General features: G+C 47.9%; 30 protein-coding genes and 2 pseudogenes. 15 read left to right on the forward strand and 17 right to left on the reverse strand.

Annotated features, from left to right (window positions below):
- From E0D98_RS03660 to E0D98_RS03685, 6 genes are all read right to left on the reverse strand, one after another.
- A partial coding sequence (locus E0D98_RS03660; RefSeq protein WP_131890501.1) for a hypothetical protein occupies window positions 1–595 on the reverse strand: 595 nt, incomplete at its 3' end.
- A gap of 253 nt (window positions 596–848) precedes the next feature.
- Window positions 849–1514 carry a bacteriophage antitermination protein Q gene (locus E0D98_RS03665; protein ID WP_050868118.1) on the reverse strand — a complete coding sequence of 222 codons (666 nt, stop codon included), beginning with the start codon at window positions 1512–1514 and terminating at the stop codon, window positions 849–851.
- Window positions 1507–1869: a RusA family crossover junction endodeoxyribonuclease gene (locus E0D98_RS03670; protein WP_000904136.1), complete on the reverse strand. Its 363-nt coding sequence runs from the start codon at window positions 1867–1869 to the stop codon at window positions 1507–1509. Before E0D98_RS03670 ends, E0D98_RS03665 begins: the two co-directional genes overlap by 8 nt.
- Before the next feature lie 12 nt (window positions 1870–1881).
- Complete coding sequence (locus E0D98_RS03675) at window positions 1882–2931, reverse strand: DUF968 domain-containing protein (protein ID WP_131890504.1); 1050 nt, start codon at window positions 2929–2931, stop codon at window positions 1882–1884.
- 1 nt (window position 2932) lies between these two features.
- A complete protein-coding gene (locus E0D98_RS03680; protein WP_064758325.1) occupies window positions 2933–3202 on the reverse strand; it encodes a hypothetical protein in 270 nt (89 codons plus the stop codon).
- 53 nt (window positions 3203–3255) lie between these two features.
- Complete coding sequence (locus E0D98_RS03685; protein WP_000701093.1) at window positions 3256–3450, reverse strand: hypothetical protein; 195 nt, start codon at window positions 3448–3450, stop codon at window positions 3256–3258.
- A 256-nt stretch (window positions 3451–3706) separates the two neighbouring features.
- Here E0D98_RS03685 and E0D98_RS28395 point away from each other — a divergent pair, with 256 nt between their 5' ends.
- From E0D98_RS28395 to E0D98_RS03695, 3 genes are read left to right on the forward strand one after another with little or no spacing between them, the layout of a single operon-like run.
- Window positions 3707–3829 carry a type II toxin-antitoxin system RelE/ParE family toxin gene (locus E0D98_RS28395; RefSeq protein WP_001365959.1) on the forward strand — a complete coding sequence of 41 codons (123 nt, stop codon included), beginning with the start codon at window positions 3707–3709 and terminating at the stop codon, window positions 3827–3829.
- Window positions 3822–4079, forward strand: a complete 258-nt coding sequence (locus tag E0D98_RS03690; RefSeq protein WP_024173694.1) for a type II toxin-antitoxin system RelE/ParE family toxin — start codon at window positions 3822–3824, stop codon at window positions 4077–4079. Before E0D98_RS28395 ends, E0D98_RS03690 begins: the two co-directional genes overlap by 8 nt.
- Window positions 4072–4389: a DNA-binding transcriptional regulator gene (locus E0D98_RS03695; protein ID WP_050868074.1), complete on the forward strand. Its 318-nt coding sequence runs from the start codon at window positions 4072–4074 to the stop codon at window positions 4387–4389. The genes E0D98_RS03690 and E0D98_RS03695 overlap by 8 nt, the downstream gene beginning before the upstream one ends.
- A gap of 102 nt (window positions 4390–4491) precedes the next feature.
- On the opposite strand, the gene hokD is transcribed toward E0D98_RS03695, so the two are convergent.
- From hokD to E0D98_RS03740, 8 genes and pseudogenes are all read right to left on the reverse strand, one after another.
- The gene (gene hokD, locus E0D98_RS03700; protein WP_000813254.1) at window positions 4492–4647 is read right to left on the reverse strand and encodes a type I toxin-antitoxin system toxin HokD; all 156 of its coding nucleotides are present in this window, start codon (window positions 4645–4647) and stop codon (window positions 4492–4494) included.
- A 271-nt stretch (window positions 4648–4918) separates the two neighbouring features.
- A complete protein-coding gene (locus E0D98_RS03705) occupies window positions 4919–5470 on the reverse strand; it encodes an ORF6N domain-containing protein (protein ID WP_050868072.1) in 552 nt (183 codons plus the stop codon).
- Between the two features lie 420 nt (window positions 5471–5890).
- A pseudogene (locus tag E0D98_RS27800) lies at window positions 5891–6070 on the reverse strand (DNA-binding protein); the annotation flags it as partial.
- A complete protein-coding gene (locus E0D98_RS03720; protein ID WP_000450895.1) occupies window positions 6067–6828 on the reverse strand; it encodes a DUF1627 domain-containing protein in 762 nt (253 codons plus the stop codon). The gene E0D98_RS03720 and the pseudogene E0D98_RS27800, both read right to left, overlap by 4 nt.
- Before the next feature lie 29 nt (window positions 6829–6857).
- Window positions 6858–7598, reverse strand: a complete 741-nt coding sequence (locus E0D98_RS03725) for an ATP-binding protein (RefSeq protein ID WP_050877166.1) — start codon at window positions 7596–7598, stop codon at window positions 6858–6860.
- A gap of 6 nt (window positions 7599–7604) precedes the next feature.
- Window positions 7605–8570: a hypothetical protein gene (locus E0D98_RS03730; RefSeq protein ID WP_000054520.1), complete on the reverse strand. Its 966-nt coding sequence runs from the start codon at window positions 8568–8570 to the stop codon at window positions 7605–7607.
- Complete coding sequence (locus tag E0D98_RS03735; protein ID WP_000705131.1) at window positions 8551–9072, reverse strand: toxin YdaT family protein; 522 nt, start codon at window positions 9070–9072, stop codon at window positions 8551–8553. The genes E0D98_RS03730 and E0D98_RS03735 overlap by 20 nt, the downstream gene beginning before the upstream one ends.
- Window positions 9056–9283 carry a Cro/CI family transcriptional regulator gene (locus tag E0D98_RS03740; RefSeq protein WP_000476991.1) on the reverse strand — a complete coding sequence of 76 codons (228 nt, stop codon included), beginning with the start codon at window positions 9281–9283 and terminating at the stop codon, window positions 9056–9058. The genes E0D98_RS03735 and E0D98_RS03740 overlap by 17 nt, the downstream gene beginning before the upstream one ends.
- A gap of 77 nt (window positions 9284–9360) precedes the next feature.
- Here E0D98_RS03740 and E0D98_RS03745 point away from each other — a divergent pair, with 77 nt between their 5' ends.
- The 3 genes from E0D98_RS03745 to E0D98_RS03755 all read left to right on the forward strand — a co-directional run bounded on the left by E0D98_RS03745 (window position 9361) and on the right by E0D98_RS03755 (window position 10439).
- Window positions 9361–9768: a helix-turn-helix domain-containing protein gene (locus tag E0D98_RS03745; protein WP_001003380.1), complete on the forward strand. Its 408-nt coding sequence runs from the start codon at window positions 9361–9363 to the stop codon at window positions 9766–9768.
- 189 nt (window positions 9769–9957) lie between these two features.
- On the forward strand, window positions 9958–10110 hold the full coding sequence (locus E0D98_RS03750) for a DUF1391 family protein (protein ID WP_000380317.1): 153 nt from the start codon (window positions 9958–9960) through the stop codon (window positions 10108–10110).
- Between the two features lie 11 nt (window positions 10111–10121).
- On the forward strand, window positions 10122–10439 hold the full coding sequence (locus tag E0D98_RS03755) for a hypothetical protein (RefSeq protein ID WP_131890507.1): 318 nt from the start codon (window positions 10122–10124) through the stop codon (window positions 10437–10439).
- Here E0D98_RS03755 and E0D98_RS03760 read toward each other — a convergent pair.
- Both E0D98_RS03760 and E0D98_RS27510 read right to left on the reverse strand, forming a co-directional pair.
- Entirely contained in the window at window positions 10414–10716 is a 303-nt protein-coding gene (locus E0D98_RS03760; RefSeq protein ID WP_131890510.1) for a hypothetical protein, read from the reverse strand. The genes E0D98_RS03755 and E0D98_RS03760 overlap by 26 nt on opposite strands.
- A gap of 124 nt (window positions 10717–10840) precedes the next feature.
- Window positions 10841–10978 carry a hypothetical protein gene (locus E0D98_RS27510; protein WP_169195797.1) on the reverse strand — a complete coding sequence of 46 codons (138 nt, stop codon included), beginning with the start codon at window positions 10976–10978 and terminating at the stop codon, window positions 10841–10843.
- A gap of 296 nt (window positions 10979–11274) precedes the next feature.
- On the opposite strand from E0D98_RS27510, the gene dicB reads away from it, so the two are divergent.
- From dicB to E0D98_RS03790, 5 genes are all read left to right on the forward strand, one after another.
- A complete protein-coding gene (gene dicB / locus E0D98_RS03770; RefSeq protein WP_131890513.1) occupies window positions 11275–11463 on the forward strand; it encodes a cell division inhibition protein DicB in 189 nt (62 codons plus the stop codon).
- On the forward strand, window positions 11460–11648 hold the full coding sequence (locus E0D98_RS03775; RefSeq protein ID WP_000092839.1) for a DUF1482 family protein: 189 nt from the start codon (window positions 11460–11462) through the stop codon (window positions 11646–11648). Before dicB ends, E0D98_RS03775 begins: the two co-directional genes overlap by 4 nt.
- 95 nt (window positions 11649–11743) lie before the next feature.
- Window positions 11744–14215, forward strand: a complete 2472-nt coding sequence (locus E0D98_RS03780) for an exonuclease (protein WP_050877200.1) — start codon at window positions 11744–11746, stop codon at window positions 14213–14215.
- Between the two features lie 64 nt (window positions 14216–14279).
- Window positions 14280–14528: an excisionase gene (locus E0D98_RS03785; protein ID WP_000113183.1), complete on the forward strand. Its 249-nt coding sequence runs from the start codon at window positions 14280–14282 to the stop codon at window positions 14526–14528.
- The gene (locus tag E0D98_RS03790; RefSeq protein ID WP_000113694.1) at window positions 14506–15636 is read left to right on the forward strand and encodes a phage integrase Arm DNA-binding domain-containing protein; all 1131 of its coding nucleotides are present in this window, start codon (window positions 14506–14508) and stop codon (window positions 15634–15636) included. Before E0D98_RS03785 ends, E0D98_RS03790 begins: the two co-directional genes overlap by 23 nt.
- A gap of 45 nt (window positions 15637–15681) precedes the next feature.
- Here E0D98_RS03790 and ompW read toward each other — a convergent pair whose 3' ends face one another.
- Complete coding sequence (gene ompW, locus E0D98_RS03795; RefSeq protein WP_000737224.1) at window positions 15682–16320, reverse strand: outer membrane protein OmpW; 639 nt, start codon at window positions 16318–16320, stop codon at window positions 15682–15684.
- A gap of 239 nt (window positions 16321–16559) precedes the next feature.
- Here ompW and E0D98_RS03800 point away from each other — a divergent pair.
- The 4 genes and pseudogenes from E0D98_RS03800 to yciA all read left to right on the forward strand — a co-directional run.
- Window positions 16560–16649: pseudogene (locus tag E0D98_RS03800) on the forward strand (YkgJ family cysteine cluster protein); the annotation flags it as partial.
- Window positions 16650–16676: 27 nt separating this feature from the next.
- A complete protein-coding gene (locus E0D98_RS03805) occupies window positions 16677–17420 on the forward strand; it encodes a YciC family protein (RefSeq protein ID WP_000028540.1) in 744 nt (247 codons plus the stop codon).
- Window positions 17421–17449: 29 nt separating this feature from the next.
- A complete protein-coding gene (locus tag E0D98_RS03810) occupies window positions 17450–17989 on the forward strand; it encodes a septation protein A (RefSeq protein ID WP_000808655.1) in 540 nt (179 codons plus the stop codon).
- Window positions 17990–18093: 104 nt separating this feature from the next.
- Window positions 18094–18492: an acyl-CoA thioester hydrolase YciA gene (gene yciA / locus E0D98_RS03815; RefSeq protein WP_000108160.1), complete on the forward strand. Its 399-nt coding sequence runs from the start codon at window positions 18094–18096 to the stop codon at window positions 18490–18492.
- The last annotated feature ends 39 nt before the right edge of the window (window positions 18493–18531 follow it).

Here is an 18531-nt window from a genome sequence, read left to right on the forward strand (position 1 = left end):
CAATAATGTAATACCATACATTCTCATAGTGGACCGCCTGATATTCCCTCTTAAACTGTGGTTTGTACCAACCGGCAATAAGAGAGAATGCCCAGAAATAAATCATAAACCCAGCCATCATGAACTCAATTCGGTGATGGCGAATAACAGACATTTCCGAAAAACATTTGACTGAAACAAGTCTTCTTCCAGACCTGACAAAAAGCGTGATTGCAAAGGCAGCAAGAACGCAGAAAATCAGTACATCTGGCTCAACATGCTGATGAATTACAGAAAACTCCAGAACAGGTGGAATAAAAAGCAGCAATATCGCGAGAAAAAGCCGGATAAAACTCAAATTTTGTATATTGCGCTTTTGTTTTATGCCCAAAAAGAAAACAATACCAACTCCCCATCCAATAAGGAATATAACGATAACTGTCACAGCATAAAACAAACTTCGTGCTACATCATCGACACCAGCCCCGACAACCCACCATGGAAAGCCATAGTAAAATGAAGTACCCCATCCATAGAAATAAGCGCTCCCCCATCCGAGACAGCCCATATAAGCAACAAAAAGTGAAGAGTTTCTGAGCAGAGCACTGTCATCCATAGTAACACCATTAACAACTCAAAAATATCAACACACATTACATAACAAATTGGATTCCATGCAGTCAAGGGGCGTCATTGATGGAGAAAGTATTGGCACAATCGTCATCACGTTTAATGTCTATGCCATTTTTTGGGGGGTAAAAAACCCGCTCGGTCACGGGTTTTAGTGGCTTTGTCATCACGTATAATAACGGCAAAATATCAGATTTACACGAAACATATGCCTTTTTATCTACTTTTGCAATACTTTGCTATGAAAATGCCGCCTTTTGTTTTGAACGTGTTCCCTCCACCAACAATAAAGCTTCACTATCCAGCCGATGAAAAATGTGTTTCATTGCAACCCAGTGACCAGTAAATGTCTTGGACCAGTTTTTGGTTGTTACTCCCACCAGTAACGCCAGTTCCTGGTATTCGTAACCTTCCCCACCAAAAAGCTCAGCTTTTACCGCCTGCGCCGCCAACCAGATCAACGTCTTCAGGCGCACCAGAGTTTTTCCTGCAATTTTTCTGGTACCGGATTGAGCATTAAATTCAGTCCACGCCCACTGCGTTATCGCGATCTGATGCTCCCAGCAAATGCTACCGCTGTAACACCACAGCAGCCAGGCTTTATGATGTTCTTCAAGAGACAGAACGGCGCGTCGCCATGATGATGTCGAAAACTCAACCGGACTGACCAGGGCAATTGATGAGCCTTTCGCCAGTGATTGTTTACCCGGGATCGGGGGATTATCCCGCGTGATCATTTTTCCGGTTACCTCATCGCGGTAACGAATTTTTTTGCGTCTGTAACGCCCTGTATCGAACAGGGCATTTTCCTGCCAGGCTTCCAGCTGGCCTTTTGTCGACCCACTAAGATCCGCAGTGGCAATCATGAGTTGCTCACGAACAAACTGTAAATACTGGTTATTCATGCACACCCACCTCTGTAATTCTTATCTCCAGCCGTCCACCAGATACTGGCTTGCCACGTACAATATTGATTTCATCAAACTGCTCATCGTCCATTAACAACCCCGCGTGCGTCAGCGCATCCAGCGGTGCTTTCAGAATATTGTCCAGGTCACGGCGGCGCTTATCCGGTGGCTCTGCAATAATTTTTATTGCCAGCCGTCCGGACAGGCTTAATTTCAGTCGCTGCTGGCGAACAATAAGCGCCACTGCCCGGCGATAACGCTCCCCGGCTTTTGATACAAAATATGTGCTGCCACGGCGTCGCCAGTAAGTGTTCACCGTCGGCGGGTAAGGTAAAACCAAATCTATGAGCATCAGTCACCTCTTTTACCCGAGCACGCCAGTCGCAAAGGCGTGATCAAGAAAACGAAAAATTAACTCAATCTGAGAGCCGTACTTTTTCTCAAACTTCAGCGGGTCTGCATGAAGTTCGTTGTGGTGCTCCCGGCACAACGGTAGCGTGAAAATATCGTGGGCCTTTGTCCCCATTCCCCCCTGACCATGACCAATCAGGTGATGCGGATCGTCAGCTGGCTTACCACAACACGCACACGGCTGTGTCTTTACCCAGCGCGTGTATTTCTCATTAACCCAACGGCGACGTTTAGGCCGCCTCATGAACAATTCAGGAGACTCCGGATCAACGGCGATACTGACAACCGTTTTTTTCTGTGGTGGATTTTGTTGCTGGTGGACGTGAAGTGGCAGCGCAATATTTTTTGTGCGCTGCTTCAGTATGCTGATGGCTGTCTGTTCTCCCGGTACGATGTCACTCTCACGGTATACGGAGCGGATTTTTTCCGCTGGTAATCCCAGCGAACGACGCGCTACTGCCTCAGGTAGTGCATCCACCACCTGATTGCAGGCCGCCCACCAGGATAATTCGGCCAGCGATAACTCCCTCTCCTGCGTACCGCTTATTGCGTGACGGATGACATCAATCATCCAGGCAACCAGATTCTGCTGAGCAAGTTGATCGAGTGATTCTGATGTCTGGTCGCGCAGCTGGTTGTCACAGTGCCAGCACAACACCATCGCGCCGGTACCATAACGGTGAATGACGGTTTCGCTGTGATGATAATCGCCGTGTGGCCACTGGCAGGATTTCACGTGACGTAATAACCAGTCAGACAGTGCACCTGCACCACCTGCTGCACGAATAACCCGCTCATCGCTGAAAAATGGCAGTAATGTTTTATCCTCTGCCAGCGGCTGGCGAACGGCAGGAACGACTCCGGACGGCAGACCGCGCATGTTTTTCGGTTCCGGCTCCACCAATATTCTGCCGTTATGGAATACTGACATTGATTCACGGCCTGGCTTAACGATAACCAGACCGAGTTCCGGTACCAGAACAGGTCGAAGTAATACCCGCACGTTACCTCCAGATGCGCTGCTGGAATGTGCGGGACGGACGCGGTGGGCATTCGGAATAAGGGAGCCTGACGGAGATTATCCAGTGACGACGATCGAAGCGGAGGGCTTTCTCAAACTCATATCCGCGCCTGCGGTAACACAGGATCAGCCATTCGGCCTGTTCTTCAGTGCATGGGGGATGCTGGAACCAGTCGGTTTTAAATACGTGCGAACACCGCCCTTGCCTACTGGCAAGGGCGGCAGAATTGTGCAATCTGCTATCGTGCGCCATCGGGATCTCCGGTGGCACGGTGTTTCTCAGCGACGGTTCAAGTCAGCCTGATTTTATAGCTGCTTCTGAATATCATCAACAGGTAATCCTGCCAACTCTCTTACCTCAGAAAGAAGAGAAAGGCTTACAACAACCTCATTACTTCGCATAACAAAACCACATTGAAAAGAACCATCACTGTTTCTGTAAACAACAACCGGGCGCGTGCTCTCATAAAACCCCGGGATCAAACTGGCTGGGATTTTCACAACACCTCCTGACGTAAAGGAAATGAAATGCATTATCGCTTCTCTCGGACTATAACCATGAAAAGAGACGCATTTCACTCAGTAAATCTGAGGATTTTATGCGCAAGAACAATGACTTTTTCTGTCTGCCGTTTATACAATCTGAATTACGTCTGTTTTTTGAACACCGATAAATCAGCAAGCATTCTCAAATAAAGATTGCCTCCATAGTCCACATGGTGTAACACTATGTGTTATATCAAATGCAGAGGCAGGTATGCGAATTTTCAAAAACGCCTGGTTTGAACGTTTCGCCCGAAAACATCGGATTTCCGATAAATCGCTGCGCAAAATCGTGGAGCAGGCCGATAAGGGGGATCATATCCGCAAATTTGGGTAGTGGTGTCATTAAACAAAGATTAGCCCGAAGTGGTGGCGGAAAATCAGGCGGTTACCGGACAATAATTTTTTACCGCGTTGCAGAAAAAGCCTTTTTCATCTACGCATACGCAAAGAATGAACGAGAGAATATCACTGCTATAGAGGAAAATGCTTTTCGAAAAGCCGCTCCCCATGTCCTCAATCTTACTGATGAACAGCTGGCACAATTGATTCAACAAGGCCAGTTCACGGAGGTACCCAATGAGTAAAAATTACCGCAGTGATGCACTTGCATCTGTACATGAAATGATGGAGTCACTCCATGATATCGGTGCAATCACAAATCAAACTATGCGCGAATTCGATGAAACTTGTCTTCAGCCTGCGCCGGTAATGTCTCCAGAAAGGATCCGTGCACTGCGAGAACGAGAGCATCTGTCTCAACCTGTTTTTGCCAGATACCTCAACGTCAGTAAAAACCTGATATCAGACTGGGAACGAGGAGTGAAACGCCCGGGAGGTGCAGCTCTTCGGCTTCTTTCAGTTGTCGAGAAAAACGGGATCCAGGTAATATCCTGATATTCTAATACAACAAAACCCGCCGAAGCAGGTTAAGTGCGGGTGCGTTGAGGATGCCTGACACATCAGAGGTGGCGAGGGATTTCTCCCTCGCCAGGTCTCTTACTCCTCAGGTTCGTAAGCTGTGAAGACAGCGACCTCCGTCTGGCCGGTTCGGATTCGTACCTCGCAGAGGTCTTTCCTCGTTACCAGTGCCGTCACTATGACGGTTAAACAGATGACAATCAGGGCGATTAACATCGCCTTTTGCTGCTTCATAGCCTGCTTCTCCTTGCCTTTCGGCACGTAAGAGGCTAACCTACATGTGCAAAGCATGAAATTGGCCTCAGATTAATGTTAAGCGTCCTGCAAGACGCGTAATGTTAACTGGGGCTTTTCTCTGTCTGCCTTACGGCGGCATGCCCGAGGCAGACAGCCTCAAGCACCCGCAGCAATTCTACTTAACTCTTCTTTCCCCGCAAATCATTTTATCCCCGATGGTAATGTTCTCCCGATATGGGAATTCCCATATCAAGGTTAACTCAATCGGTTAAAGCTCCATTAATTTTCCGGCCAGTTCATCTCGTGGCATTACCAGCCATCCGCGCGATTTAAGCAAAGCCAGGGCTTCTTCAACCGTCACCAGCTGGCCAGGCGCATAACTTCGGATGAAGGCGGTTTTATCGTCACGGATCGCCAGGTGAAAATCGATATTCATTTTTCCCATAGCCCGCTCTTTCTCGTACTGGTTGAAGTAACTGTCTTCGAGTTTTTCGAATACTTCCCACGCCTGATCGGTTTCGAGCATTTTTGCATGACGGGCTGCTCCGCGTTCTGTCCAGAGGATGAGAGTGCGGGTTTTGGGAGAAATTTTCACCTCATTTTGCGACTCGTTTAAAACTAGTCGCAAATTTTTGAGCTCATCACCAACAGCTTTAAAGAAGTGTTTTCCCTCAATAAATCGAGATTTATTTTCATGGTGATTCTGCTGTATACGGATTGCTTCTGCTCCGTAAAGGCGGGCGAGTAACTCAGTTGTGATTACAGGAATCTGGTTATAAGTGACAGGGGAAAGGTTTTTGACAGTAACTTGAGTCGTCATGATAACGCCCTCTGGTTGATGAATTTAACTATCACCACCTTCAGGTCTCAATCATCAGGTGGCGAGACGTACAGGGTTGAGACTACCGGATCAACCAACCGGCCAGCCTTTCGGCTGCCCCATACGCCTCACCATAATTCAGATGTGCGTGCGCATACGACAATAAAAAACACGCCCGCGGCGTGTGTCTGTCGCGGTTGAATATCCGGGGTCTCAATCCCGACGGTCAACTCGACCGTGCGGTGAATATAGCCCCGGATTAGTAATTACGTCAACCCCAGCGGCAAATCGAATAAACCACCAGCGCTACCGCCATTGCAACTCCTGCCGTTACGAATGCCTCAGGCCAGGTCATCGTAAACTATCCTCAGCGCCAATCAGTCCGTTTCGCTTCAGGCAGTCCATCGCTTTATACGGTAATTTGGCTGACAGGCGAAAATCACCCTGCAGCATCAGGCTTATTCCCTTATCCCGGGCTTTCGCTCTGACCGCTGCCTCGCTACGACCAATCAGACTGCCGATACTTTCGACAGTCATCGTTCCCGCGCACTGCCGGAGTATCAGAATTTCAGCCCGGCACCACGTCTTCCACCCACTCACCGCTGCTGTTCTCTGGTGGCGGTAATATCCCGGAGAATATCCCGGCACTTGTTCAGCTCCCGCAGCGCGGCGCAGACTCGCTCCCACTTCTGAACCTGACCTTTTGCCCGGCGCAGCTCGCGGTTAGCCACATGCAGCGATGGTAAAATCAGCCCATCCGGATGCTTTCTGGTGAACGACGGCTGTGACTGCACTGTGACCGCCACACTTTCCGTTTTTATTTCTTCCTGTGTTTCCGCTTCCCGGACTGGTAACGCAACACATGCTGGCTGAGGAAAGGCTTTACCATCGGTTTCCGCTACGGATGCAGCTTCCGGCTCTGCCGGTAAATCAGCGCCCGGTATGCAGTAACGAAATTTACCGTTCTGATTTACGCGTGCCAGGCGCCCCGTTGCTGTTACGACCGCCAACGTGGAAGCAACCTTGCGAATGCTAACACCGAACTTATCCGCCAGTTCCTCACACGTTTTAGCCCCATCCTGACAGATAAACTCAATCATCATGTCCGCGGTAACTTTTTGTTCGACCTCCCCGGTCAGCACATCCGGTACTTCAGACTGTGCTGGCTGTTCTTCGGTTACCCCGGATTCACCTTCACCAGCCAGAAACCAGGTGTGACCCGTTTTATCAACAACGCCATTTTTTTTGAGTTCCCACAGTTCGTTGAGAACTTCTTCACGGCTGATATCAAGCCGCGCCGCCAGTTCAACAGAATTGGCTTTACCCATCGTTTTCAGTGCATGCAATACGGTTTCCATTAAAACTTCCTCCGGATAAAAATTACTTCTCAGTTCCTGTGCTGGCTGACGTTCGGACGCCAGCTCTCCCAGTTAAACGTCACCCAGCGACCACCGTTCATGGACATGCGGTCCATCACCCGCTCGCCGAGAAGTGTATTCATCGCTGCATGGTTAAGATTTGTCAGCATCCCCACACTGAGTAACGATGCCGTTCTGCGGTCAACAATCTGATTCAGCGTGACCTGCTCATTACGCGTATCCCGTTGCATGCCAATTTCATCCAGTACCAGCAGGTCAACGCCACACAATCCCTGCAAAAATTTTTCGCCCGAGTTTTTGTTGTCGTAGCTGCCATGTAACGCCAGCATCACATCCGCCACTGTTATCACAATCACACTGCGACCTTTCGCCAGAAGGTGGTTGCCAATAGCCGCCGCCAGGTGGTTTTTTCCTGTGCCAGGCCTGCCACTGAAAACAAAATTCGTACAGCCGCCTTCCAGCTCTGCCGCAATGGATTTCGCCTGACTCAGGGCATGGCGCTGACCATCGTTCTGCACCCGGTAGTTACCGAACGTACACTTCCGGTGAAGCGGCTGGATACCGGAGCGGTTAATGATTTTTTCAACCCGCGTCTGATGATTCAGACGATTAACCTCCTCGCTTCGCTTACACCCTTCAGCAAGCTGCCATTCCCGCCACTCCGTCACCGTACGGTACGGAGGGATTGCATCCTGCGGCACAAATCTGCTGACTCTTGCCAGAACACCACCTGACGTAATGTTTTTCATGATGCGCTACCCCCTGAAACCCGGCGGAATTTCGGTATCCGGTTCAGAAATATGATTCACGCAACGCTGCGCGGGACCACGCCACAGTCGAATAACCAGTTCATCCCATTTCTCACGGAGTTTTTCCGGGCTCTTGATGTTTTTTATCCAGAACGGATCCCGTTGTGCCCGGCTGAACATTTCGCAAATTTGTCTGTGACTTCTTCCATCCAGCATCCGCATTGTGCGCACGTCATTGGCCCACGCCGTCCAGTTGGGCTCTTTCGGTCGCGTGATCTCACCATCGTCACTGGCAGCCTGTTCGTACAGGTTTACAACCCGCCCCCAGATCCACTGCGCACATGTCAAATCCTCCCGGGTTCCCCACTGGCGTTTTTTCACGCTGAACACAACTGCATCAGGATGGCGGGTTAAAAACGCCTGTTCAGCCGTCAACTCGTCCGGTTGCGAAGCGTCCGGACAAGAGAGTTTTTTATTCTCTGTTGTATTCTCTGTTGTATTCTCTGTAGGATCATCGGGCCATTTTGACCTGATGACATTGGGCCGTTTTGAACCAATGGAACGTTTCATTTTGACCTCTTCCATCGTGTCATTTTGACCTGATGGAGTGGCGCATTTTGACCCGATGGATTCGTTCACTTTGCCATCATCTAAAAGCGCGCTATCGTAGTTAATTGTGTAAAAATTAGTCATATCACGCTTCGATTTATTGAGCTTTTCGCTACGCAAAAGCCCCAGCGCTTTCAGACTTGCAAACGCACGCTTTAACGTTGACTCTGACCAGAACGGAAACTGTTCCAGCCATTGTTCCGTTGTGTTGTAAATCCAGCGAACGCCATCACATTCCATGCCGGAACTGGTATCCCTCAACCAGTAATGCAGTTGCTGCAACACAATGGCTTCGTTTAAACCAATCTTCATCGCCAGCTGTGTGTTTATAACCAGCGGGCGTTCAGCAAAAAGAAGGCTCATAATTCCATCCGGCTTTTTGTTGGTACTGGTGACGATAGGCACGCTTGAAAGCGATTGCTTTTTCTATAAGCTCGTCTGTCTCACGTTCCACAACAGCTGGATCTGCAAAAAGCAGCCCGGACTCCACCACATCGCCATATTCTTTGTTTAACCCGGCAATCATGTACGTAATGCTTTTTCCGTCAGTAATTTCGCGGTACAACCTGAAATCACTAATCCGGATAGCCTCCATAATTGCCGGAATCAGCGCCGTGAATTTTTCACGCTTATCCCTGGTGTCGATAGCCTTCCAGCGTTCGAATATCTTCACCCGGTTAACGCCAAGCGCACGCTGATCAACCCCGCCATCATCAAGCGTGACACGCTGAACATCGATGTTCGGGCGTTCCTGTAGAGCCCAGAAGGCTTCAGTAATTAATATCGTCGCCTGCTCCTGCGTCATTCCTGGTCGGCTTATCCAGGCATCCAGGGCATCGCGTGCCTGCTCAAGGGTGATTTTCATTGTTCAACCGCCCCGCCCGCTTCGTCTTACGATATTCGTCATAAACTTTGGGGTCATACTGAAGCTCCCCGCCGGATGCCTCTTGCAGGCGCATCGCGCGACCTTCAGGGACCAGTTTCCCCCATTGAGAAACAGCAGATGGATCAACACCAGCAGCTTTCGCTACTTTGGCTTTCGTCCCATAAAAATTAATTACGTCTGATTTAAACATCACCCCTCCAGGCTTGAGTTTTCTCAATAGTAACCACTCAAGGAATCTCAAGTCAAGGGTTATTAAGATATCTAAATATGAACGAGAAAACTTTAGGTCAACGAATTAGAGAAAGACGCAAACAGGTTGGTTTAAGTCAAAACGATTTAAGCAAAGCTGCTGGTGTATCTGGCTCATCAATTTCACTATGGGAAAGCGACCATACAGCCCCGCGCGGGCAAAATTTGCATCGCCTGGCTGAGGTATTGCAATGTTCACCAACTTGGATACTGTTTGGTGACGAGGATAAAACACCAGATCCACCAGTTGCACTCAACAGCGCCTTAGACTTATCGGAAGATGAGTCGGAGATGTTGCGATTGTATCGCGCACTTCCAAAATCAGAGCAGCAAGCACAGATCAGCGAACTCCGTGCCCGCGTTGAGAATTTTAATCGCCTATTCACCGAGCTACTAGAAGCTCGCAAACGTAACAAACATCAATAACCCCCTTCACAAAATTTAAAGCCTTACATTTCAATGTATTGGCTTTGTTTTGCATTAAATATTGAGTTTTCTCATCAAAAACACTTGACCAAGCGCCATGAGAAAACTAAGTTACAATCCATCAAGACACCGCACGGTGTTCTCAGCAAACAGTTCCGCTACCCGGCGTTAAGGGCAAATGAGGTCAACATGGATACACTCAATCTTGGCAACAACGAATCTCTGGTATGCGGTGTGTTCCCTAACCAGGACGGCACGTTTACCGCGATGACGTATACCAGAAGCAAAACGTTTAAAACTGAAGCTGGCGCGCATCGCTGGTTAGCCAGAAACACTGACTGATGAGGTTGACGATGGAATTTAAAGATTTACCAGTACCATTCCAGGATATGGCAGCGAATATAGTTCGTTCTCAACTGGCGACTCTTGACCTGAGTACCGTAGAAAAAGAAACCATCGACAATATATCCCATAATGTGCGTAATGCCTTTATCAAGCTGTACGAAGAGAAGCTGAGTTCTGAAAACAAAGATTATTCACCTAAATTCACCCCACACCCAGGTGGAGTGAGTGAGATTTATCATGAAACAATGGTTAAAGCACTACGTATGCAAATAGCCGAACTTGAACATAAATTAAATTTAGTTAGTAAGTGCCAAAATCAGCACTAGGCAAAAGGGTTGCACTTTCATCATAAGGGCAAACAAAAATGTGAGCATTAACACCAACTGAATTAGCAACAGAAAAGGTTTGTTCAAGTATTTGATTCGAATTGAGCGTTGACTGAATAACGTATGCCCCTGGCAACAATTTATATTCAACGTCACCTTCATTAATCATCCTGGAGTATTTAAAATTTGGCATCAGAGTCTCGAACTTTTTCTCCTGTTCCATTGTTGCTTCAAATAACTGCACATGAACATAATATCGATTTGATTTAGAGTGCATTTTATCCTCCATAGAGGTTCTGGGTTAAAAATGGAGACCAACACGCTGTCACGTGTGGTCGTGCGCCGGACACGGATAAGAATCCGGCACTGACAGTTTACTGAAAGAACATATCCCTGAAAAGTCAGGTCATAACACGAAAGCGCACGGCGAAGTTAGTCTCTCTGTACAGGTCGTCGTTAAATTTAATTCGATCGTGCGCTTCCGGTTGTGGCAATCCGCGAAATGGCGCGGCGGTAAGTATGGCTGGGGCTTCCTCCATTACTCCAGAAAATGCACCGGGTTGTCAGGTTGACCATACGCCTGAGTGACAACACCGCCACAACAACCTCTGTTATCACTTTTCTGGTGATTCGGCGGAAATGGATATCCGCCATTTTTAAAGTGTATTTTGTGATGCGGTGAATGCGGCTAAGCGCACGCGGAACAGTTAAAACAAGCGGTCTTTTACTGGCGTAACAGACATCAACTAACAATCCGGCGTTAATTGTTAACTGGTTAACGTCACCTGGAGGCACCAGGCACCACATCACAAAATTCATTGTTGAGGACGCGATAATGGAAACGTCACTACCAAAAGTTAATACGTCTGAAGGGTGTTTTAATATTGGTATTCTGCTCAGTAACCGGGAGTTTACTGAGGACGCCATCAGGATGAGAAAATATGAGCCTTATCTTCTCAATGATAATTCCATACTCTCCAGAATTGCCCTTCTTGAACTTGGCATTTTCGGAGGGCAGCAGTGAGTTCAGCGTTTACACTGATGATGACGGTTTTTCTGATAACAGGTGAGCCACAGAAAGTGATTACCGGAATTTATGCCAGTAAAGAATCCTGCCATCAGGCAAGAGACGAGCAAAAAATTTCCGGTGAATGTCTCCCGTTAAACAAAGTATCGCTGTACCTGAATAACGAAATACCGGCTGGATAACCCGCCAGCCATATTAACGCCATACCAACGGATTAAAAATGCCAGCAATGGCAGGGATTCGTTCACCCTGAAATCTGTAATGAGGTTTAAACACAATGAGTAAAATATTTATTTGCGCCGCCATTCCTGACGAACAGGCAATAAAAAACGAGGGCGCTGTTGCTGTGGCCACAGCCATTGAAGCCGGTGATGAACGTCGCGCCCGCGCAAAATTTCACTGGCAATTCCTTGAACATTATCCGGCTGCTCAGGACTGCGCTTATAAATTTCTTGTCTGTGAGGATAAACCCGGTACACCCCGCCCAGCCCTCGACTCCTGGGATGCTGAATATATGCTGGAAAACCGCTGGGATGAGGCGTCTGCTTCCTTTGTCCCGGTCGAACCTGAATCAGATCCGATGAACGTCACTTTTGACAAGCTGGCCCCTGAAGTACAGAACGCTGTCATGGTTAAGTTCGATACATGTGAAAACATCACCGTTGATATGGTGATTAGCGCACAGGAATTGTTGCAGGAAGACATGGCAACCTTCGACGGACATATCGTGGAAGCTTTGATGAAAATGCCAGAAGTTAACGCCATGTATCCGGAGCTTAAGCTGTATGCCATCGGGTGGGTTAAGCATAAATGTAAGCCTGGTGCCAAATGGCCAGAAATTCAGGCAGAGATGCGCACCTGGAAAAAACGTCGCGAAGCAGAACGAAAAGAAACCGGGAAACATACTTCTGTTGTTGAGCTGGCCCGCGCCAGAGTCAACCAACAGCACACTGAAAACTCAGCAGCAAAAATCAACCCTGTCACTACTGCCATTCGTCGCGAATACAAGCAGACATGGAAAACCCTGGATGAAGAGCTGGCTTACGCTCTCTGGCCTGGTGATATTGATGCCGGAAACATTGACGGTACCATCCATCGCTGGGCTAAAAATGAGGTTATCGACAAGGATCGCGAAGACTGGAAGCGTATCTCTGCATCAATGCGCAAACAGACTGATGCGCTTCGCTATGACCGTCAGACTATTTTTGGCCTTGTTCGTGAGCGCCCGATCGACATTCACAAAGATCCCGTTGCACTGAACAAATACATCAGCGAATACCTGACGACAAAGGGCGTGTTTGAACATGAAGAAACAGACCAGAGCTCTGCTGATGCTATCCTGTCGTCAGCAGCACAAACTGATCCAGTGGAGACGGCGGAATCCAATTCTCAAAAAAATGAAATCCTGGTGGAAGCTGAACCATCTGTAGAGCGTGAAGGACCGTTTTATTTCGTCTTTACCGATAAGGACGGGGAAAAATACGGCAGGGCAAACAAACTTTCTGGCCTGGACAAGGCGCTGGCTGCCGGTGGTACCGAAATCTCAAAAGAAGAATATTTTGCCCGAAAAAATGGCACATATACGGGCTTACAGCAAAATACAGATACCGCAGAAGATTCAGAACAACCAGAGCCGGTAAAAGTTACCGCTGACGAAGTAAACAAAATTATGCAGGCAGCCAATATCAGCCAGCCTGACACCGATAAATTGCTTGCTGCATCACGTGGTGAATTTGTTGAAGGGATTAGCGACCCGAATGATCCGAAATGGGTTAAGGGGATTGAAACCCGCGATTCTGTGAACCAGAACCAGCCCGAATCGGAACAAAACGACCAGAAAGCGGAACAAAACAGTCCAAATGCGTTACAAAACGAGCCAGAAACGAAACTGCCTGAACCAGAAGTGCAACAAGAACCGGAAAAAGTTTGCACCGCATGCGGTCAGACCGGTGGCGGCAACTGTCCTGACTGTGGTGCGGTGATGGGGAACGCAACCTACCAGGAAACATTCGATGAAGAGAATCAGGCTGAAGCTCAGGAAAATGATCCGGAGGAAATGGAAGGCACTGAACATCTGCACAAGGAGAACACTGTCAGCGATCAGTATCACGCCAGCGATAATAAAACTGGCGAGACAGCAAATCCCTTAATTAAAGTGAACGGTCATCATAAAATCACATCCACCAGCAGGTTGTGGCACCATCTGATGATTGACCTTGAAACAATGGGAAAAAATCCTGATGCGCCAATAAACGCTATAGCCGGTAATTTTTTTGATCCGGCAACCGGAAAGATGGGGCCAGAATTCAGCAAAACTATCGATCTGGAAACCGCAGGCGGGGTCATCGATCGGGGCACCATTAAGTGGTGGCTGAAACAGTCACGCGAAGCACAATCCGCCATTCTGACCGATGAAATCCCGTTGGATGATGCACTGCTGCAATTCCGGGAATTTATCGACGAAAACTCCGGTGAATTTTTTGTTCAGGTCTGGGGTAACGGTGCAACTTTCGACAACGTGATTTTACGCCGTTCATATGAACGGCAGGGGATCCCCTGCCCGTGGCGTTACACCAATGATCGCGATGTAAGAACGATGGTTGCTCTGGGACTGGTGATGGATTTCGACGCAAGAACGACTATTCCATTCGAAGGTGAACGCCATAACGCGCTGCACGATGCGCGTTACCAGGCAAAATACGTTTCAGCCATCTGGCAAAAACTGATCCCGAGTCAGGCTGATTTTTAATGTTCAACCCCGGTCGTCGCCCGCAAGCTATAGTGGCGGCGACCATGATTAGCGAACAACTCTCATGGCAAGACTTATTCTTCTCACTGAGTGGGCAAAAGAGGAATTCAGTGACCCGGTCCCGACTCCGGGCACGTTAAGTAAATACGCTAAAGCCGGAATGATATTTCCTCTCCCCAAAAAAGTTGGAAGACACTGGCGAGTGGATCCTCGAGCTCGCTTTGTCGGAATGGTAAACAAGCCGGAAGTGATCGCCACAGATCACCCTGCTTTGAAGAGGATACTGGAAGATGGCGCGCCCACGAAAATATAAAACTGAAGTTCCGGGATTATCTCCGTATTTTGACAAAAGAAATAACAAAGTTTACTGGCGTTACAGGCATCCCATAACAGGAAAAAATCACGGGCTCGGCAGTATTGACCAGAAACAGGCAGAAGCTATTGCAGCAGAAGCGAACAGCCGTCTTGCCAGGCAACAAATGGAACAAATGCTCACTCTGCAGGAGAAAATTATTCGTGATACCGGTGGTTCATCAACCGTTTCTGTTTTTCTGAATAGTTACCGAAAAATTCAACAGGAAAGATATGAAAACGGAGAGATCAAACTCAACACACTGAAACAGAAAGCATCCCCTCTCAGGGTATTTGATGAACGTTTTGGTACCAGACCTTTAGATGCCATAACCGTAAAAGATGTGGTATCGGTGCTGGAAGATTACAAGGCAAAAGGACATAACAGAATGGGACAAATTTTCAGGAAAGTACTGATTGATGTTTTCCGGGAGGCCCAGCAAACGGGCGATGTCTCGCCAGGCTTTAACCCTGCAGAATCGGCAAAAAAACCACAGGTACGGATATCACGGCAACGACTGACCTTTGATGAGTGGATGATGATTTATAATGCAGCGGAAAAGGATGGTTACTTTTTACAACGTGGTATGCTGCTGGCGCTGATGACAGGCCAGCGCCTTTCAGATATTTGCAAAATGAAATTTTCGGATATCAGGGATGGTTATCTTCATGTCGAACAGCAAAAAACAGGAACCCGGATTGCCATCCCTCTGGCTCTGCGTTGCGATAAATTAAATCTCACCCTGGATGATGTAGTGTCATCCTGTCGCGATTGCGTTCTTAGTCCGTGGTTATTGCACCACCATCATGCTAAAGGGACAGCTAAGCGCGGCGGGATGGTTAAGCCAGCAACGTTGACAGTTGCATTTAAAAAAGCCCGGGATTCTGTGGATTACAACTGGCGCGCTAATGGCACTCCACCCTCTTTCCATGAGCAGAGATCTTTATCAGAGCGATTGTTCAGGGAGCAGGGAATTGATACCCAAATTTTGCTGGGTCATTCGAATCAAAAAATGACCGATATTTACAACGATGTACGCGGTAAAGAGTGGAAAAAACTGGTCATTTGATGACCAGTTTTGCAGAGGAGTTTTGCAGAGATTTTGCAGAGAAAATTAAAAGCGATATCCGGCAGAGAACATAAACACCCACGGATCCAGTCGTACCGAGTCTTTCACGGTAGTAACACCAGATTTATACTTAGCCGTGGTATCGATATCCATGTACCACACTGACATGTTAACCAACCAGTCACGGTTAATCAGATAATCAACCCCCACCTGCCCGGCAGCTCCCCAGGAATCTTTCAGACTGAGATCGGAAAGCCCCGCCTCTTTGCCATGATCGTTAAATCCATTATCAAAGAAGGTGGTGTAGTTAATACCGGCCCCAACGTAAGGACGGAATTTGCTGCTGGCATCACCAAAATACCACTGCGCCATCAGTGTTGGCGGCAGATGGTGAACGGTTGCAATATCGCCGGTCGCCCGGGTGCCGATTTTATGGCGGAACGGCGTCGCTGCCAGTAATTCCACACCAATGTTGTCGGTCGCCATATAAGTAAACGTCAAGCCCAGTTGAGTGTTATTGGTCACGCTGAATCCACCCAGACTTCCTAACGTACCACCAGCACCTTCTGTTGGACGTACGGTTGCAGAACCTGCACGCATAAAAAATTCGCCTGCTTCATGCGCAAAGGCACTGCCAGAAAGAAGAGTTGTTACTGCCAAAGCCGCCACTGTTAACTTTTTCATATCCGCTCCGTCGTTATGGTTATAAAAACGTGACGAATATACCTACATTGGAGTAACAAATGATCCTACATAGATCACATTACATATGATAATTCACCATTTATTGATCTGGATTAATTTAGAAGTTGCATTGAGAATCCTGGTTAATGTGATTTAAATCAATTTTTAAATATTTTCTCTACGCAAATATTAACTCGATCGCCACTTGCCGCGGTTTGCCCACGCCTGAAGGCCAGCAATTACCTCCGCTTTACAAAGATATGCTTTTCCATACAAGACCTGATGCTGCCACCCGAGGCTTAACCAGGGTACAATTGCCCGCTAATTAACACCTGCATAAAACTCAAGGAGAGTGCATGTCTATCACGGCGCAGTCCGTATACCGTGACACCGGAAATTTCTTCCGTAATCAATTTATGACCATTCTGTTGGTATCGTTGCTATGTGCGTTTATCACAGTGGTGTTAGGGCATGTTTTCTCACCCAGTGATGCACAGCTTGCGCAGCTCAATGACGGCGTGCCCGTTAGCGGCAGTAGTGGGTTGTTCGACCTGGTTCAGAATATGTCACCGGAACAGCAACAAATTTTGCTGCAGGCTTCAGCGGCGTCCACTTTTTCAGGATTAATCGGTAACGCCATTCTCGCCGGAGGCGTAATATTAATTATCCAGCTGGTGTCTGCGGGTCAGAGAGTCAGTGCGCTGCGAGCTATTGGTGCCAGTGCGCCGATATTGCCCAAGTTATTTATTCTGATTTTTCTGACTACCCTTTTAGTACAGATTGGCATCATGCTGGTGGTCGTTCCGGGAATTATCATGGCCATTTTACTGGCCCTGGCACCGGTGATGCTGGTACAGGACAAAATGGGCATTTTTGCCTCGATGCGTAGCAGTATGCGGCTGACTTGGGCGAATATGCGTCTGGTGGCACCCGCAGTACTGAGCTGGTTGCTGGCAAAAACACTGTTGCTGCTTTTTGCCTCTTCTTTTGCCGCATTAACCCCGGAAATTGGTGCCGTACTGGCGAACACCTTGAGCAACCTGATTTCTGCCATATTGCTCATCTATCTGTTCCGCCTGTATATGTTGATTCGCCAATAACCTTAAGCATTTGATTACGGAATCGTAAAATGAAGCAGTTTCTTGATTTTTTACCGCTGGTTGTCTTTTTCGCGTTTTACAAGATTTATGACATCTATGCGGCTACTGCGGCGCTGATCGTCGCCACGGCGATTGTGCTTATCTATAGCTGGATTCGCTTTCGTAAGGTTGAGAAGATGGCCCTGATCACTTTTGTTCTGGTGGTCGTCTTCGGTGGCTTGACGCTGTTCTTCCACAATGATGAGTTTATTAAATGGAAGGTTACAGTCATTTATGCTCTGTTTGCGGGAGCCCTGTTAGTCAGCCAATGGGTGATGAAAAAGCCGCTAATTCAGCGGATGCTGGGTAAAGAACTCACGCTGCCGCAACCGGTATGGTCGAAGCTAAATCTGGCCTGGGCTGTTTTCTTTATCCTTTGCGGTCTGGCAAACATCTACATCGCATTCTGGCTGCCGCAAAATATTTGGGTCAACTTTAAAGTCTTTGGCCTGACCGCCCTTACCTTAATCTTCACATTGTTAAGCGGTATCTATATCTACCGCCACATGCCGCAGGAAGATAAATCCTAACCAGACTGCCAGTCCTTCGGGGCTGGCGCTGTATCTCCTCTGTTCTCCTCAGGAAAATCATAGTAGCATCGCGCCTGTGATTTTCCTTTTAAGTCGGTTTTACCATGTCTACAACACATAACGTCCCTCAGGGCGATCTTGTTTTACGTACTTTAGCCATGCCCGCCGATACCAATGCCAATGGTGACATCTTTGGTGGTTGGTTAATGTCACAAATGGATATTGGCGGCGCTATTCTGGCAAAAGAAATTGCCCACGGTCGCGTAGTGACTGTGCGGGTTGAAGGAATGACTTTCTTACGGCCGGTTGCGGTCGGCGATGTGGTGTGCTGCTATGCACGCTGTGTCCAGAAAGGGACGACATCGGTCAGCATTAATATTGAAGTGTGGGTGAAAAAAGTAGCGTCTGAACCAATCGGGCAACGCTATAAAGCGACAGAAGCATTATTTAAGTATGTCGCGGTTGATCCTGAAGGAAAACCTCGCGCCTTACCTGTTGAGTAATAGTCAAAAGCCTCCGGTCGGAGGCTTTTGACTTTCTGC

The organism is Escherichia sp. KCJ4928, assembly GCF_004352695.1.
Lineage (GTDB): Bacteria > Pseudomonadota > Gammaproteobacteria > Enterobacterales > Enterobacteriaceae > ECMA0423.